The organism is Paenibacillus sp. Marseille-Q7038, assembly GCF_965111595.1.
Genome location: NZ_CBCOOM010000002.1, coordinates 330495 through 346858, shown reverse-complemented (window position 1 = coordinate 346858; position 16364 = coordinate 330495). Strand labels below are relative to the sequence as shown.

17 protein-coding genes are annotated in these 16364 nt (G+C 43.1%); all 17 read left to right on the top strand.

Annotation, left to right across the window (positions count from 1 at the left end):
- The first annotated feature begins 128 nt into the window (after nt 1-128).
- The 17 genes from nadA to lysS all read left to right on the top strand — a co-directional run bounded on the left by nadA (nt 129) and on the right by lysS (nt 16290).
- Nucleotides 129-1067 carry a quinolinate synthase NadA gene (gene nadA / locus ACWPWY_RS18825; RefSeq protein WP_213535559.1) on the top strand — a complete coding sequence of 313 codons (939 nt, stop codon included), beginning with the start codon at nt 129-131 and terminating at the stop codon, nt 1065-1067.
- A gap of 94 nt (nt 1068-1161) precedes the next feature.
- Nucleotides 1162-2781, top strand: a complete 1620-nt coding sequence (gene nadB / locus ACWPWY_RS18820) for an L-aspartate oxidase (RefSeq protein ID WP_454193182.1) — start codon at nt 1162-1164, stop codon at nt 2779-2781.
- Nucleotides 2771-3637, top strand: a complete 867-nt coding sequence (gene nadC / locus ACWPWY_RS18815) for a carboxylating nicotinate-nucleotide diphosphorylase (RefSeq protein WP_454193181.1) — start codon at nt 2771-2773, stop codon at nt 3635-3637. The genes nadB and nadC overlap by 11 nt, the downstream gene beginning before the upstream one ends.
- A 6-nt stretch (nt 3638-3643) precedes the next feature.
- Complete coding sequence (locus ACWPWY_RS18810; RefSeq protein WP_454193180.1) at nt 3644-4411, top strand: type III pantothenate kinase; 768 nt, start codon at nt 3644-3646, stop codon at nt 4409-4411.
- Between the two features lie 183 nt (nt 4412-4594).
- On the top strand, nt 4595-5479 hold the full coding sequence (gene hslO / locus ACWPWY_RS18805; protein WP_454193179.1) for an Hsp33 family molecular chaperone HslO: 885 nt from the start codon (nt 4595-4597) through the stop codon (nt 5477-5479).
- A 26-nt stretch (nt 5480-5505) separates the two neighbouring features.
- The gene (locus ACWPWY_RS18800) at nt 5506-6450 is read left to right on the top strand and encodes a peptidyl-prolyl cis-trans isomerase (protein ID WP_454193178.1); all 945 of its coding nucleotides are present in this window, start codon (nt 5506-5508) and stop codon (nt 6448-6450) included.
- A 193-nt stretch (nt 6451-6643) separates the two neighbouring features.
- A complete protein-coding gene (cysK, locus tag ACWPWY_RS18795) occupies nt 6644-7582 on the top strand; it encodes a cysteine synthase A (RefSeq protein ID WP_454193177.1) in 939 nt (312 codons plus the stop codon).
- 179 nt (nt 7583-7761) lie between these two features.
- Nucleotides 7762-9360 carry an anthranilate synthase component I family protein gene (locus tag ACWPWY_RS18790; protein WP_454193176.1) on the top strand — a complete coding sequence of 533 codons (1599 nt, stop codon included), beginning with the start codon at nt 7762-7764 and terminating at the stop codon, nt 9358-9360.
- Nucleotides 9361-9374: 14 nt separating this feature from the next.
- Nucleotides 9375-9950: an aminodeoxychorismate/anthranilate synthase component II gene (pabA, locus tag ACWPWY_RS18785; RefSeq protein WP_454193175.1), complete on the top strand. Its 576-nt coding sequence runs from the start codon at nt 9375-9377 to the stop codon at nt 9948-9950.
- Nucleotide 9951: 1 nt separating this feature from the next.
- Complete coding sequence (locus ACWPWY_RS18780) at nt 9952-10851, top strand: aminotransferase class IV (protein ID WP_454193174.1); 900 nt, start codon at nt 9952-9954, stop codon at nt 10849-10851.
- A complete protein-coding gene (gene folP, locus ACWPWY_RS18775; protein ID WP_454193173.1) occupies nt 10838-11692 on the top strand; it encodes a dihydropteroate synthase in 855 nt (284 codons plus the stop codon). Before ACWPWY_RS18780 ends, folP begins: the two co-directional genes overlap by 14 nt.
- 2 nt (nt 11693-11694) lie before the next feature.
- Entirely contained in the window at nt 11695-12063 is a 369-nt protein-coding gene (folB, locus tag ACWPWY_RS18770; protein WP_454193172.1) for a dihydroneopterin aldolase, read from the top strand.
- A 6-nt stretch (nt 12064-12069) separates the two neighbouring features.
- Nucleotides 12070-12615: a 2-amino-4-hydroxy-6-hydroxymethyldihydropteridine diphosphokinase gene (gene folK, locus ACWPWY_RS18765; protein ID WP_454193171.1), complete on the top strand. Its 546-nt coding sequence runs from the start codon at nt 12070-12072 to the stop codon at nt 12613-12615.
- Nucleotides 12567-12764, top strand: a complete 198-nt coding sequence (locus tag ACWPWY_RS18760; protein ID WP_454193170.1) for a helix-turn-helix domain-containing protein — start codon at nt 12567-12569, stop codon at nt 12762-12764. The genes folK and ACWPWY_RS18760 overlap by 49 nt, the downstream gene beginning before the upstream one ends.
- A 96-nt stretch (nt 12765-12860) precedes the next feature.
- Complete coding sequence (dusB, locus tag ACWPWY_RS18755) at nt 12861-13904, top strand: tRNA dihydrouridine synthase DusB (RefSeq protein ID WP_454193169.1); 1044 nt, start codon at nt 12861-12863, stop codon at nt 13902-13904.
- Nucleotides 13905-14099: 195 nt separating this feature from the next.
- A complete protein-coding gene (gene greA, locus ACWPWY_RS18750) occupies nt 14100-14576 on the top strand; it encodes a transcription elongation factor GreA (protein ID WP_191804446.1) in 477 nt (158 codons plus the stop codon).
- A 202-nt stretch (nt 14577-14778) separates the two neighbouring features.
- Complete coding sequence (lysS, locus tag ACWPWY_RS18745; protein WP_454193168.1) at nt 14779-16290, top strand: lysine--tRNA ligase; 1512 nt, start codon at nt 14779-14781, stop codon at nt 16288-16290.
- Nucleotides 16291-16364: the final 74 nt, after the last annotated feature.

The window sequence follows — 16364 nt, the reverse complement described above, 5'->3', positions numbered from 1 at the left end:
GCGCCGTGTAAATTAGTTGTAAACAAAAGGAAGTTCTGTATTAGACTTTGTGAATCGATTAACAAGCGCCATCATACACTGCAAAGTGAACGTATGATTCGCTATTCCATAAAAGGAGAGGGTCAACAGTGGAGGTTCAGGCACTAGAACGTAAGGCCGAGATGAATCGTGAGTTGAAAGAGCGACTAAAGGTACTAAAGAAGGAACGGAATGCGATTATACTTGCTCATTATTATCAGCGAGATGAAATTCAGGAAGTAGCAGACTTTCGTGGAGACTCTTTTCTTTTAGCTCAGAAGGCAGCAGAAACCGATGCCGAAGTCATAGTTTTTTGCGGTGTTCATTTTATGGGGGAAAGTGCTAAAATTTTAGCTCCAAACAAAAAAGTAATCATTCCCGATGAACGTGCGGGCTGTCCCATGGCGGATATGGTCAACGTAGAAGGACTTCGCAAGTTAAAAGAGCAGCATCCGAATGCAAAGGTCGTTACATACATTAACTCTTCTGCTGAGATTAAAGCCGAGACAGATATATGCTGTACTTCTGCTAACGCGGTAAAAGTGATTCAATCACTTGATGCAGAAGAAATTATATGGGTTCCTGATAAAAATCTTGGACATTATGTTCAGCAGCATACCGATAAGAAAATGATCATATGGGAAGGGTACTGCAATACACATGACATGCTAACGATAAAAGATGTGGTGGAAATGCGTGCTAAATATCCTGATGCAGAATTCGTTGTTCATCCGGAATGCCGCCCAGAAGTGGTTGAGATGGGCGATTTTGTAGGCAGTACTACAGCGATTCTCGAATACTGTAAAAAGTCCGACCGCAAACAGTTTATCGTCGGTACAGAAGATGGTACAGGTTATCAACTGCGAGTAGACAGCCCCGACAAAACCTTTCACTTTGCGACCAAATTTCTTGTTTGCCCAAATATGAAAGTGAATAACCTCAAGAAACTAGTAAAAGCGCTGGAGACAATGAAGCCGGAAATTTATGTACCTCCTGCTGTTGCCGATCGTGCACGTTTATCCCTAGAGCGCATGTTACAAGTAAAATAGGATCAAGGGGAGGCTTTCAGATGAAAGTTGGCCCCCTTTTCTATATATGCATGATTACGTGAGCTACTTTATATGAGACAGGTGAGTATGCCCCATGATTCCTTCTTACTTAATTGATTTGGATATAGCGGCTTTACCTCAGATGGAGACAGATCTGCTTGTTATCGGTACAGGTATAGCAGGATTGTTTACAGCAATCGAGGCAAGTGAGGATCGGCAGATTCTTTTGATCACGAAAAGAACGTTGCTAGAGAGCAACACGAGATATGCCCAGGGTGGAATTGCAGCAGTTACCGCAGAGGATGATTCACCTGCCTATCATATGCAGGATACGCTCACTGCAGGAGCAGGACTGTGCCGGGAAGAGGCTGTGAACGTGCTTGTTAGCGAGGGGCCTCAAAGAGTCAAAGAATTAATTGGTTTAGGAACTGCTTTTGATATAGAGAATGGGGAACTAGCATTAACACAGGAAGGGGCTCACAGTCATCGCCGGATTTTGCATGCAAATGGAGATGCAACGGGGTACGAGATTGTAAGAGCATTAGCGAAACACGTTGCTTCTCACACATCTATTAAGGTATGGGATAAGCATTTTGTGATTGATCTTGTAACACAGTCCGGTGAGTGCAGGGGTGCTATTGTACAGGATGCTGATGGAGGACGAATCTATGTAAAAGCAAATGCTGTTGTACTCTGCTCTGGAGGAGCCGGCCAACTATATCGATATACCACAAACCCGGAAGTGGCTACTGCGGACGGTATAGCTATGGCTTACCGGGCAGGGGCGGAAATACGTGACATGGAATTCATTCAATTTCATCCAACGTCCCTTTGTTATCCAGGAGCTCCTCGTTTTCTAATATCTGAGGCCGTACGCGGAGAAGGAGCAGTGCTTCGTAATATCCGGGGTGAACGGTTTATGCATAAATACCATCCACAGCTCGAGCTGGCTCCGCGTGACATTGTAGCAAGAGCGATTGTTAGTGAGATGGAACTTACGAATGCAACCCAGGTATATCTAGATATCACCCATGAGACCCTTGACCGGATCAAGTTTCGTTTTCCGACAATTTATGAGACCTGTATGAACTACGGCCTGGATATGGCTTCGGATTGGATTCCTGTAGCACCTGCTGCTCACTATATGATGGGCGGAGTGAAGACAGATCTACAAGGAGAAAGCAGTGTTCAGCGTCTTTTTGCCTGCGGAGAGGTGTCATCTACCGGTGTCCATGGAGCAAATCGGCTGGCCAGCAATTCTTTATCGGAAGCTATTGTTTTCGGAAAGAGAATTGTAGATCGCATACGCGAGCTCACTCCTCTAGAGGAATTTGTTCCTTTCGTTCCTTCCCTTACAAGAAAGGAAGCTTCCGTAGCAGCCAGTTCGATTCATGCTAGAAGACTTGCCCTGCAGAAAGCAATGGTACGGGGAGTAGGACTTCGACGCTCCGAACAAGGTTTATTACAAGCAAGATCGGTACTCGACAAGGAATTAGTTCTATTTAATACAAGCCTTACTACACAAGAAGAATATGAGTATGCCAATCTACTTACGTGCGCCATACTGGTTACCGAGGGAGCACTTCACCGCAAAGAGAGCCGAGGAGCTCATTATCGGGAGGATTATCCTGATTGTAACGATCTTTTGTGGCGGAAACACACGGTACAGCAGCGTGAACGTAAAATTGCGGAGGAAGTTAGCCATGCTACTTAATGTATATAATGAGGTATTAACCCAATCAATTAAAAGTTGGCTTGGGGAAGATGTTGGTTCCGGAGATGTTACAACCTTAGCTACGATCCCCGAAGGTCATCAGTCCAAAGCTGTAATTCATGCAAAAGAAGGCGGAATTATTGCTGGAATCTCTATTGCAGCACTTGTTTTTCATATCGTTGATCCTTCGCTTGAATTTCGTGCAGAAGTAAAGGATGGAGACCTGGCAGTAAAGGGGACAATACTCTGTGTAGTAGAGGGAAGTACACATAGCATACTGACAGGCGAGAGGCTGGCCTTAAATTTATTGCAGCGGCTCTCAGGAATTGCATCCAGAACTCGTACTTATGTAGATGTGATTGCCGATCTTCCGGTGCGGTTAGTTGATACACGAAAGACAACACCAGGTCATCGCCAACTTGAAAAATATGCAGTACGGGTCGGTGGAGGATATAATCATCGGTTCGGACTGTATGATGCAGTTATGATCAAAGATAATCACATCAAGGGTTCTGGAGGAATAACACAAGCTATTGAACGAGCAAGAGCAGGTATCCCGCACACCATGACAATTGAAGTGGAGACAGAGAACCTATTCCAAGTAAAAGAGGCCATTGAGGCAGGAGCAGATATCATTATGCTCGACAATATGAGTGAAGAGATGATGCGTGAGGCAGTTAGGCATATCCGTGAGGCAGCCCCTCGTGTTAAAATAGAAGCTTCGGGTAATGTTTCTCTTGCCACAATCCGTGGTATAGCTGAGACCGGAGTGGATATTATCTCCGTAGGAAGACTCACTTACTCCTTTGAAAGCCTAGATATCAGTCTTGATTTAAACGAAAAGAAAGGAGGATAATCCTCTTTGATCCTTGTAGTAGATGTAGGTAATAGTAATATTGTGCTTGGTATATACAAGCACCGTGAGCTTCTTCATCATTTTCGTATCAGCACCTCCAGACAGTCAACTGTAGATGAGTACGGTATTCTCACTCATAGCTTTTTTCAGATGTCTGGTATATCAACTTCAGAAATCGAAGGAATTATCATCTCTTCTGTTGTACCGCCGCTGGTGAATGTGCTGGAGGAAATGTGTATTAAATATGTTGGGAAGAAACCGCTGATCGTTGGTCCTGGCATCAAAACAGGGTTGAATCTTCGTTATGAGAATCCTCGTGAGGTAGGTGCGGACCGGATTGTGAATGCAGTAGCTGCAATTGAGCAGTTTAACTGCCCTCTAGTAGTGGTTGATTTCGGTACCGCAACGACCTTTGATTGTATAGATGGAGAGGGTAACTACCTGGGCGGAGCCATTGTACCGGGCATTGGGATTTCTACTGAAGCATTGTATCAACGAGCTTCCAAATTGCCGCGTATTGAACTCGAAAAACCGAAGAAAGTAATCGGGCGCAATACCATACACGCCATGCAAGCAGGTATTATTTTCGGTTATGCAGGACAGGTTGATGGAATCGTGGAGCGAATTAAGGAAGAAATGCAAGCTACACCAAAAGTAATCGCTACGGGCGGGCTGGCAGAACTGATTGCAAGCGAGACAAGAACCATCGAAGTGGTAAGTCCAATGTTGACCCTTGAGGGTCTGCGGATTATATATGAACGCAATAAGGGATAACCTTACTGAATAAAAGATAATGGAAAAAGGGACAGGCAGTCACCTTTATTCCATTATCTTTTTCGATTACAATAAAGAGAGTGCCGACTTAGACGAAATTTGAATTTGCACAATCTTCATAAGGAAGCAGTCTAGCTTGCCTTATGAATTACAAATAGGACGACACAGAAGGAGCATAACAGAATGGAAAAGATGAAAGACAGATTGGTTCGTGGTACAGCTTTAGGTGGACGTGTTCGCGCATTTTCGATCCGTACAACGAATTTGGTAGAAGAATTGAGAAGAAGACATGATACATTTCCTACGACAACAGCTGCAATGGGGCGGACGGTTACGGCTACTGCCATTATGGGTGCGATGTTAAAAGGGGAAGAAAAACTGACGATTCAAGTAAACGGGGATGGACCTGTTGGTCAGATTGTAGCCGATGCGAATGCGAAAGGTGAAGTGAGAGGATACGTTAAGAATCCGCATGTCCACTTACCAAGTAATAGCAAGGGCAAACTTGATGTAGCTGGAGCTGTAGGTACCTCCGGGTTTATTCATATAACCAAGGATCTTGGCCTCAAAGAACCGTACCGTGGAAGTACTCCAATCATTTCAGGTGAATTGGGCGAAGACTTTACCTATTATTTTGCTAAATCAGAACAAACACCTTCTGCAGTAGGTCTTGGTGTCTTAGTTGATACAGATAATTCTGTTCTTGTAGCTGGAGGATTTATTATTCAGCTCTTGCCTGGACTGAATGATAAGGAAATTTCGGCGATTGAGGATGCAATTAGTAATATGCCGCCGGTAACGACTCTACTGGATCAGGGGCTTGATGTGGAAGAGATGCTCCGCAAGATTTTACCGGATGTTGTAATCCATGATAGCATGGATATCGTCTTCCAGTGTCAGTGTAATCGTAAACGTGTAGAGCAAACACTGATCTCGCTTGGAGAAGCAGAGCTTACTGATTTAATTGAAGAAGAAGGCCGAGCTGAAGTCGTGTGTCAGTTCTGTAATGAAGCATATGAATTTACGAAAAGTGACCTGGAAACCATTCTTGAGCAAGCGAGAAGCTAAAACCGTTATGGGGTAGATGAGATGGGATGACGAAACAAGAAAAAGGACTTTGGGTGACTGTCGTCGTGCTGAGCGTAGGTGTTATTTTTATGGGGGCGTTTATTCTTAACAGGATGAACGATTCGAGTACAGATATAGACCTAAGTGCTTCAGATTTGAAAGAGCCGGTGGCAAGTATTGCAGGGCAGATGATTTCGGAGAAGCAATGGGTAGATGCGCTTAAGACACGTTATGGCAACAAAGTTTTAATGGAAATGCTTAATCGTCAGGCTGTTCTCGCTGAAGCTAAGTTACAAGGGCTGACTGTAACCGAGTCTCAAGTTGACAAAGAACTGCAATCTTCAATGGAGGGCTATTCCTCAGAACAAGCTTTTTATGATGAGATGTGGAATCAGTTTGGGATGAGCTTAGAAGAATTGAGAGCAGAGGCAACCTATCAAGTTTTGCTTGAAGAAATTGCAACAAAAGACATTACAGTCAGTGAAGAAGCAGTTCAAGAGTACTATGAGGAACATGAAGCAGATTATAAACCTATACGTCTGTTTGATATTTCTATGATCCAAGTGGATGATCTTGATTCAGCACATCACGTCCTTGAACGGATTGAAGCGGGTGAATCATTTGGAGAAGTTGCAGAGAGCGAATCAACGGATGAATACAGCCGTGAATCCAAAGGGAGACTTGGGCTTATTGAAGAGAATGATCCTTTTCAGCCTGAGGAAATGATGACGCTCGCGGAAGAAATCCAAATCGGCGATGTTGCTGGTCCTGTTCAAGTGGATGAACACTATATTATTGTTCGGTTAAATGATATCGAAGAAAAACAAGGGATGACATATGAAGAGGCAATGGAAGATATTCGAATGATGCTTGCTTTGAATGATTCCATTCCATTGTCAGAATTAGAAAAGCAGCTTCGCAGTAAGTATGGAGCTGATATAAGAGTAGAAATGGAGAGACCTGCTTCCTAAGGGAACAGGTCTCTTTTTCTATTCTATTTTTTTCTAACAATATTGACAATATGGAACAAGGTTGATAATATTAAAGTTATAAATACCCACTGATTTAGTCGGAAATACAATACAACTAGAATACACAATGTCATATGAAATAGAAAAAGCAATCATTCATTCAACTTCATTCAATCCAAGGAGGGCAATTATCATGGCTAAGGTTGTCAATAATGTTACAGAACTTATCGGTGGAACGCCGCTTGTTCGCTTGAATCGTGTTGTACCTAAAGGTAGTGCGGAAGTATATGTGAAACTTGAATACCAAAACCCTGGATCTAGTGTGAAAGATCGGATCGCGATCAGTATCATAGAGGATGCAGAACAGTCTGGGCGTATTAAACCAGGTGACACAATTGTAGAAGCAACCAGTGGTAATACAGGGATTGGGCTAGCTATGGTAGCAGCAGCTAAAGGATATCGTTCGATTATTGTTATGCCTGAGACGATGAGCTTAGAGCGCCGTAATTTGCTTCGTGCATATGGTGCAGAGCTTGTACTTACTCCTGGATCAGAGGGAATGAATGGTGCGGTAAAGAAAGCAGAAGCGATCGTAGAAGAAAATTCAGGTTACTTCATGGCAGAACAATTTAAGAACCAATCTAATGTTAAAATCCACCGTGAAACTACGGGTCCTGAGATTGTAGAAGCAATTCAGTCCGTGGGCGGTTCTTTAGATGCATTTGTAGCTGGAATTGGTACAGGTGGTACGATTACAGGTGCTGGTGAAGTACTTAAAGAATCTTTCCCAGACATTAAAATTTATGCTGTGGAACCGGCAGCTTCACCAATTTTAGCAGGCGGGGCTCCAGGACCTCATAAAATTCAAGGAATTGGTGCAAACTTTGTTCCTGAGATTTTAAATCAGGACGTTTATGATGAAATCATTCATATTGAGAATGAGGATGCATTTGAAACAGCTCGCCAAGTGGCCAAAGAAGAGGGAATCCTTGCTGGTATCTCTTCTGGAGCAGCCATTCGTGCTGCGCTGAAAGTGGCAAAAGAGCTGGGTGAAGGTAAACGTGTCGTTGCGATCGTGCCAAGTAATGGGGAACGTTACCTTAGCACACCTCTTTATAATTTTGAAGGTTAAGACAGGCGAGTAAAACACTCGAATTCAATCGTTACTTCTACATTAATAACAAATTATATAACCCTGTGCCGCAACTCATTTGTAGGCACGGGGTTTTTTATCATGTGCTTTTAAAATGAAGAATGCTTTAGTATACTAACAGACAATAGACAAGGTCAGCCTGGAGGAAAGAAGCATACATGAATAAGGTAACTACAACCTATGATGATTGGAAAGCATGGAGCAAAGAGGATTGGACGGTGCTTCCCTATGTAACAAAAATGAAAATCAAGAAGTCACCGGCTCTCCGTTCCTGGAAACCTGCATGGGAACAGGCTTCTCCCTATGCTTTTGTACTGGAAAGCGGAAAGGACGGGAAATATACCTATCTTGGCCTATGCCCGGTCGCCATCATTACAGGGAAGGGTAAACAGGCAGAGGTGAAAATTCTCGATGATGCTGAAGGAGCCACCCAAAAGCATAGTTTCCATTCACAAGGGACGATGACAGGAGCCCCTCTGCAAATAATTGAAGAGTGGACCCAACCCTACTGTGCTCCTCGAATTCAAGGAATGCCGCCTTTTTCCGGTGGAGTTGTAGGTTACTTAAGTTATGATGTGGCCCGTTCCCTCGAGAATCTGCCTGAACTCGCTAAAGACGACCCGAGTCTCCCTGATTACATGTGGATGCGGTTTGAGGAAGTGTGGACAATAGATCATGAAGAGAATGAGGTCTATTGTTCGGTTTCTACGGTCTTAAACAAAGAGGAGTCACTAGAGAAGCAGTTCAAGCAAGCCGCTTTTAGGGCGGAGGTTATGCTTCGCAGCTGGGAGCATATGATGGAGATTGCAGAAACGCCTTATTATATTCGCGAGCAAGCACAGCGGATTCAGCGGCTGGAGCAGGCTAGTATTGAGGGCGATGCACATATGGATGTGGCTCAGGGCTGGGAATCTCCTTTTGATAAGGAGGCCTTTGAACTAGCCGTGCAGAAGGTACAGAATTATATCGGGCAGGGCGATGTCTTTCAGGTTAATCTTTCATTAAGACAAGATAAGGAGCTTCATACTTCTCCTGATGATGTGTATGAGTGGCTTCGTGTAATTAACCCTTCCCCTTATATGGGATACGTACAGACACCGGAATTTCAACTGGTAAGCGGCTCTCCAGAGCTGCTAATTAAACTCACGCAAGGCAAAGTCATCGCAAGACCCATTGCTGGAACAAGACGCAGGGGAGCCACTCCAGAAGAGGACAAGCGCATGGCGGAAGAGCTGCTCCACACGGAAAAAGAGCGGGCTGAGCATATTATGCTCGTCGATCTGGAGCGCAATGATATTGGTAGAGTAGCCAGATACGGGTCAGTGCGTGTACCCGAGCTTATGACCATCGAATACTATTCGCATGTAATGCATCTAGTTTCACAAGTAGAAGGTATTTTAGCTGAAGGTAAAAATGCCTTTGATGTGATTGCTGCTGCATTTCCAGGCGGGACCATTACAGGTGCTCCTAAGGTAAGAACGATGGAGATCATCGAGGAACTGGAGCCAGTGAGACGGGGGCCCTACACAGGATCAATTGGCTGGATTTCCTACCAAGGGGATATGGAATTGAATATTATTATTCGTACTCTCGCCGTAAAAGATAACATCGGTTATATTCAGGCAGGAGCAGGAATTGTAATTGATTCAGATCCTTACCGGGAATATAGAGAGTCAAAGAACAAGGCAAGGGCAGTTATGAAGGCTGTACAGTATAGTGAAGAAGCTGCTAGGCAGCAAAGTAGAGATGAGAACTAGAGGAGGTTTTTTATATGATTTTGGTTATTGATAACTATGATTCTTTTACGTATAACCTCGTGCAGTATCTAGGTGAGCTAGGTGAGGAAGTAGAGGTACGCCGGAATGATGAAATCGATATTTCAGGGATTGAAGCACTTGCCCCGGATCATATCTTGATTTCGCCAGGCCCATGTACACCAAATGAAGCAGGGATCAGTCTTGAGTTACTGCATCATTTCAAAGGTAAAATTCCAATGTTTGGGGTCTGCCTTGGGCATCAAGCGATTGGTCAGGCTTTTGGAGGAAACGTCATTAGGGCAGAACGTTTGATGCATGGTAAAACATCGCCTATTCATCATGGGGGTGCATCTGTATTTGAAGACATTCCATCTCCCTTTACAGCTACGAGATATCATTCTTTACTCGTGGAGAGAGAGAGTCTTCCTGACTGCCTGGAGATTACGGCAGAGACGGAAGAAGGAGAGATTATGGGACTCCGACATAAAGAATATGCTATTGAAGGCGTACAATTTCATCCAGAATCTATAGTTACCGATTACGGTCATCATATGCTCCGCAACTTTCTACGTCAGAAAGCACATGTATAAGATGAAGTACGTCATGATGAATGGGCAATTGACTGAGACAACGAAAGCCGCGATTCCTGTGATGGATCACGGCTTCTTGTACGGGATCGGTTTATTTGAGACTTTTCGAACCTATGGGGGTAAACCTTCTCTGCTGTCACATCATCTTCAAAGGCTTTCTCAAGGCTGTGCGGAATTAGGGATTCCCTTTCCTGCGGAAGAACTTAAACTAAAGATGCTTATCCGCGAGCTATTGAAAGCCAACGGGCTTAGTGACGGCTATATTCGATACACGGTTTCCGCAGGCGTAGATATTCTAGGTTTGCCTTCAGCTGACTATCGTGATCCTAATCATCTTATTTTTGCTAAAGAACTGCCTGTTCTAGATGAAGCTTGGTACATCAAAGGGAAACCCCTCCAGCTACTGAAGACAATGAGGAATACACCTGAGGGTGAACTTCGATATAAATCTTTGCACTACATGAATAACATTCTTGCGAAGAGAGAACTTATGCAGTATAAGCGGGCAGTACAGTCTCAAGCGGAAGGTTTAATGTTGACCCAAGAGGGGTATCTTGCTGAAGGGATTGTCAGTAATCTTTTTTTTATAACAAAAGGTGTCCTTTATACCCCTGATTTGAGTACAGGTATCTTACCTGGCATTACAAGAGGGGTTGTCCTTGAAGCTGCGGGTGACCTTGGTATCCCTGTAGTAAAAGGATTATTTACAACTCAGCACCTATCTCAGGCGGATGAGATTTTTATGACCAGTTCCATACAAGAGCTGATCCCAATAACAGCGCTGCTTGGTTTTCCGGAAGGAGAAGTGATTCAGGTTCAGGACGGAGAAATAGGACCGAACACACGCAGACTGCTGGATTTATACCGGAAGAAAGCAGGTAGAGAAGATGTTGAAACCTAAACTATATCAACGTACATATCAGCGCGGCGAAATGACGCTAAGGCTGGGTGACAGGACACTAATCATGGGGATTGTTAATGTAACTCCGGATTCATTCTCCGATGGGGGACAATACAATTCGGTAGATCGTGCAGTTACTCATGCTATGGAACTCTACGAACAAGGAGCAGATATCATTGATATTGGCGGTGAATCTACCCGCCCAGGACATACTGTAATTTCGAGTGAAGAAGAAATTGCAAGAGTAGTTCCTGTGATTAAATCTCTACATAAAGTAGCACCGCATATTCCAATCTCTATTGATACTTATAAAGCAGATGTAGCGAGGGCTGCTATAGATGCAGGAGCTCATATTATTAACGATGTTTGGGGTCTCAAAGCAGATCAGAATATGGCATCACTCGTGTACGAGAAGAGCTGTCCTGTTATCCTGATGCACAATCGTGAGAACACCGATTACGATAATTTTATTACCGACGCAGTCGCTGATCTAAAAGAAAGTATCGAGATTGCTTTGCAAGCTGACATTCATCAAGATCATATTATTCTTGACCCAGGTATCGGATTTGCAAAAAGCTATGAGCAAAACTTACAAATGATGATATCATTAGGTGCACTAGTCGAGCTTGGCTACCCTGTTCTGCTCGCTACCTCTCGCAAGCGGTTTATTCGGAATACGTTGCAATTACCAGTGAATGATTTAGTCGAGGGAACGGCAGCGACTGTGGCTTTTGGAATTGCTCAAGGAGCGCAAATTGTACGAGTTCATGATGTAGCTCAAATCAAGCGTACAGTAGACATGTGTGACGCTATGCTGTACCAAGGAAGAGAGGAATTATAATAATGGATAAAATGAAACTTCACCGTATGGAGTACTTTGGATATCACGGGGTTTTTGAGGAAGAACGTAAACTTGGACAGCGATTCTATATTGATCTAGAGCTTGATATGGACTTACAGGAAGCTGGAATTCATGATGATCTCACCAAAACGATAAATTACGCAGAAATTCACGAACATGTGAAAAATATCGTTGAAAATAAGTCGTTCCAATTAATTGAAGCTTTAGGTGAATATATTGCATCTTCCCTACTTGAGACTTATACTAGTGTGGATGCGCTTGTAGTCAAGGTAACGAAACCGCATCCTCCTTTCGATATTCATTTTCAAGGAGTTACAGTAGAACTTCATCGTACTAGGAAAGTAGGATAACGACTCATGAATGCACAGTCAACCTCTGATACGTCAGAGGCTTATATTGCTTTAGGGGCTAATTTAGGCGATCGGGAGCAGACCCTTATGTCTGCAATAGGGATGCTGGACAAACAAGAAGATATTAAGGTTACTGCTTGTTCTGATTTATACGAAACTGATCCAGTAGGGTATACTGATCAGCCTGCATTTATTAATATGGCGATTTCCGTGAATACAACACTATCCCCTCAGGAATTGCTGGGTCGTATGCTTGAGATCGAGAACCAGCTAGGGCGTGTACGTCATATCAGATGGGGTCCAAGAACCGTGGATCTCGACTTGTTATGGTATGAAGGAGTAGAGATGAATACGGAAACACTCATTCTTCCGCATCCAAGAATGCAGGAGAGAGCGTTCGTGTTAGTTCCATTATCTGATGTTGTCCGTGAGAAAACAGACAACATTTCTTATTTTGTACAAACAGCTTTAGAAAGCCTGGATGAAAGGGATGGAATACGGCGGTGGAAAACATGCAACTGGCCAGACGAATCCGCGCTTTCCGGAAATTGAAAGGTTTGACTCAGCAGTCTCTAGCAGAGCAAACAGGCATTTCTCTTGCTATGCTCGGCATGATTGAACGGGGAACTCGTGTTCCAACCGAGGAGCAGCTTGTTAGAATCGCAGATGTTCTTGCTATCTCTCTGTCGGAGTTTAAATAGGAGACGCAGTGGGTTGTTTTTTGGAAAAGTACCTTAGACGTTTAAATGCGATAAATATATATGATCTAAAAATTAAAAGGAGTGATACGAGATCCTATGCTTAAGATCGCTGATATTGAAATGAAGAATCAGGTCGTTGTTGCTCCTATGGCAGGAGTAAGTAATCCGGCTTTTCGCCTCATTGCTAAAGAGTTTGGCGCTGGGTTAGTCTGCGCTGAAATGGTCAGCGATAAAGGAATTTTAAATGGTAATAAACGTACGCGAGAAATGCTCTTTGTAGATGAACGTGAGAAGCCGCTTAGTCTGCAAATTGTTGGTGGCAACAGAGAAACTTTGGTTGGTGCTGCGAAGGTTGTTGACCAAGAAACGAATGCAGATATTATTGATATTAACATGGGCTGTCCTGCCCCTAAAATCAACAAGAGTGATGCGGGAGCTCGTTGGCTCTTAGATCCGAACAAAATATATGAGATGGTATCTGCTGTAGTAGATGCTGTGTCCAAACCAGTTACTGTAAAAATGCGTATCGGCTGGGATCATGATCATATCTATGCTGTCGAAAACGCACGCGCAGTGGAACGTGCTGGAGGAAAAGCAATTGCTCTGCACGGTAGAACAAGAGAGCAATTGTATACCGGGCGTGCAGACTGGGATATTATAAAGGAAGTTAAGGATTCGGTTTCCATCCCGATTATTGGGAACGGCGATATTTCTTCACCAGAAGAAGCAAAACGCAGACTCGAAGAATCCGGAGTAGACGGAGTTATGATCGGCCGCGCTGCACTTGGTAATCCATGGATGCTATATAGAACCATTGAGTACCTTGAGAAGGGTGTGTTGCCGCCAGACCCGACGCCAGAAGAGAAAATGCGAATTGCCATACTGCACATGGATCGATTAATTGACCTAAAAGGTGAAGATGTAGCAGTACGTGAAATGCGTAAACATCTATCTTGGTATCTGAAAGGACTCAAAGGTTCTGCACGGATTAAAGATGCCATTATGGAAGGAACCAAACGTGACGAGATGGTTGATATACTGACGAATTATATGGAAAACTTGCCTCGAAACGAGTCGGATACAGAAACAGACAGTAAAGAAATCGATCAAGAGCCAATAAATACCGACTGTGCTTGCTAAGGCTATAGGAGAGAACATTGACTTTTCAATATCGTTAACCTATAATTTTTTGGTATAAATTCGGCAAGATGGTTTTATGTTCAAGAGACACCCAAGAGAACGAATTGTTCTGTTTTTTTAAGATTAGCATATCGTTTTTTACATGAATTTTTGAATTAGTTTCATATTATTCCCATGACAGGAGAATCGGTTAACATGAGCGATAAAGAAGTCATTCTTACCCAAGAGGGGCTCAAGAAGCTTGAGGACGAACTCGAGAACTTGAAGTCTGTAAAACGCCGTGAAGTAGCAGAACGGATTAAGGTAGCCATTGGTTATGGTGATATTAGTGAAAACTCGGAGTATGAAGATGCCAAGAATGAGCAAGCTTTTATTGAAGGGCGTGTACTTACTCTCGAGAAAATGCTTCGCAACGCACGTATCATCAACAGCGACGAGGTCGGCACAGACATCGTAGGAATTGGTGCAACGGTTACAGTTGAGGATATGGAGTTCGGCGATGTGGTTGAATACACGATCGTTGGATCTGCAGAATCTAATCCGCTTCAAAATAAAATTTCAAATGAAAGCCCTGTGGGCAAAGCCATTATTGGCAAAGCCAAAGGAACTGTTGTTGATGTAAGTGTTCCTGCAGGTGTTATCCAGTACAAAATTGTAGATATCAAGAAGTAATCATACAAAAGGATCGGGATATGAAGAGAGCTTCCCTAGGGGAAGCTTTTTTTCAATCATCCTTATTTCTTGAAGACATCGTAGTTTAGTCCTGTACGAGCGTCTTATATCAGTATGGCATGTCTTGTATCTTTTAAGATGCTGCATTGTATGGATATCTGCATTTGAAGATACATAATAATTAAGGAGTTGAAGAAGGCAAATGACGGATGAAGTAGTAGGTACAGAACAGGAGCTTAGTGAGCTTTTACAGATCAGACGGGCAAAATTAGACGAGCTTCGAGCTCTTGGTATTGATCCTTTCGGTAAAAAGTACGAACGTACGGATGAAGCCGGTAATATTTTGAAACAATATAATGACCTGACTAAAGAAGAGATTGAAGAAAAAAATATCGAAGTAAGCATTGCTGGGCGTATTATGGCTAAGCGTGGTATGGGTAAAGCAAGTTTTGCTCATATTCAGGATCTAAGCGGACGTATTCAAATTTATGTTCGTAAAGATACAGTTGCTGAAGCGCAGTACGATGCATTTACCTTGCTTGATCTCGGAGATATCATCGGTGTGAAGGGTACGGTCTTCAAAACGAAAACAGGAGAGACTTCAATTAAAGTCACTGAGCTTGAAGTGCTTTCAAAATCGTTATACCCATTGCCTGATAAATATCAAGGTCTAAAAGACGTAGAACTGCGTTACCGTCAGCGGTATGTGGATCTGATTATGAGTTCTGAAGTACAACAAACGTTTATTTCTCGCTCTAAAATTATTCAATCCATGCGTCGTTACCTCGATAACTTAGGCTACTTAGAAGTAGAGACACCAACACTGCATTCCATTGCAGGCGGTGCAGCAGCACGTCCATTTATTACGCATCATAATGCGCTGGATATGGAACTATATATGCGTATCGCTATTGAATTGCACTTGAAACGTCTGATTGTAGGCGGCCTGGAGAAAGTATATGAAATTGGCCGTGTATATCGGAATGAAGGAATCTCAACTCGTCATAACCCTGAATTCACTATGATTGAATTGTATGAAGCTTACGCAGACTATAAAGATATCATGGAACTCACAGAGAACATGGTTGCTCACATCGCGCAAGAAGTTCTTGGTAAAACAAAGATTGATTATCAAGGACATGAAGTTGACCTTACTCCTTCTTGGCGCCGTGTATCCATGGTGGATGCAGTTAAAGAAGTGAAAGGTGTAGATTTCGGCATAGAGATGACAAATGAAGAAGCGCACCGTTTGGCTAAAGAACATAATGTACCTGTTGAAAAACATATGACATTTGGACATATTCTTAATGCATTCTTCGAAGAGTTTGTTGAAGAAACTCTAATTCAACCTACTTTCGTATATGGTCATCCTGTGGAAATTTCTCCGCTTGCGAAGAAAAATGAAGAAGATCCAAGATTTACGGATCGTTTTGAACTTTTCATCGTAGGACGCGAACATGCCAATGCATTTAGTGAGCTGAATGATCCAATCGATCAACGTCAGCGTTTTGAAGCACAGTTACTTGAAAAAGAACATGGTAACGATGAAGCGCATGATATGGATGATGATTTCATTCGTGCACTTGAATATGGTATGCCGCCTACAGGTGGTCTTGGAATTGGTATAGACCGTCTCGTAATGCTGCTTACCAATGCTCCTTCGATTCGTGATGTGCTTCTTTTCCCACATATGCGTCACCGTGCATTGGACTAAGAAGGACAAGCACTTCGCATAAATAAGTTTAAAATAGAATCTAGACATACAGAGGAACAGCTGAGCAGATGATG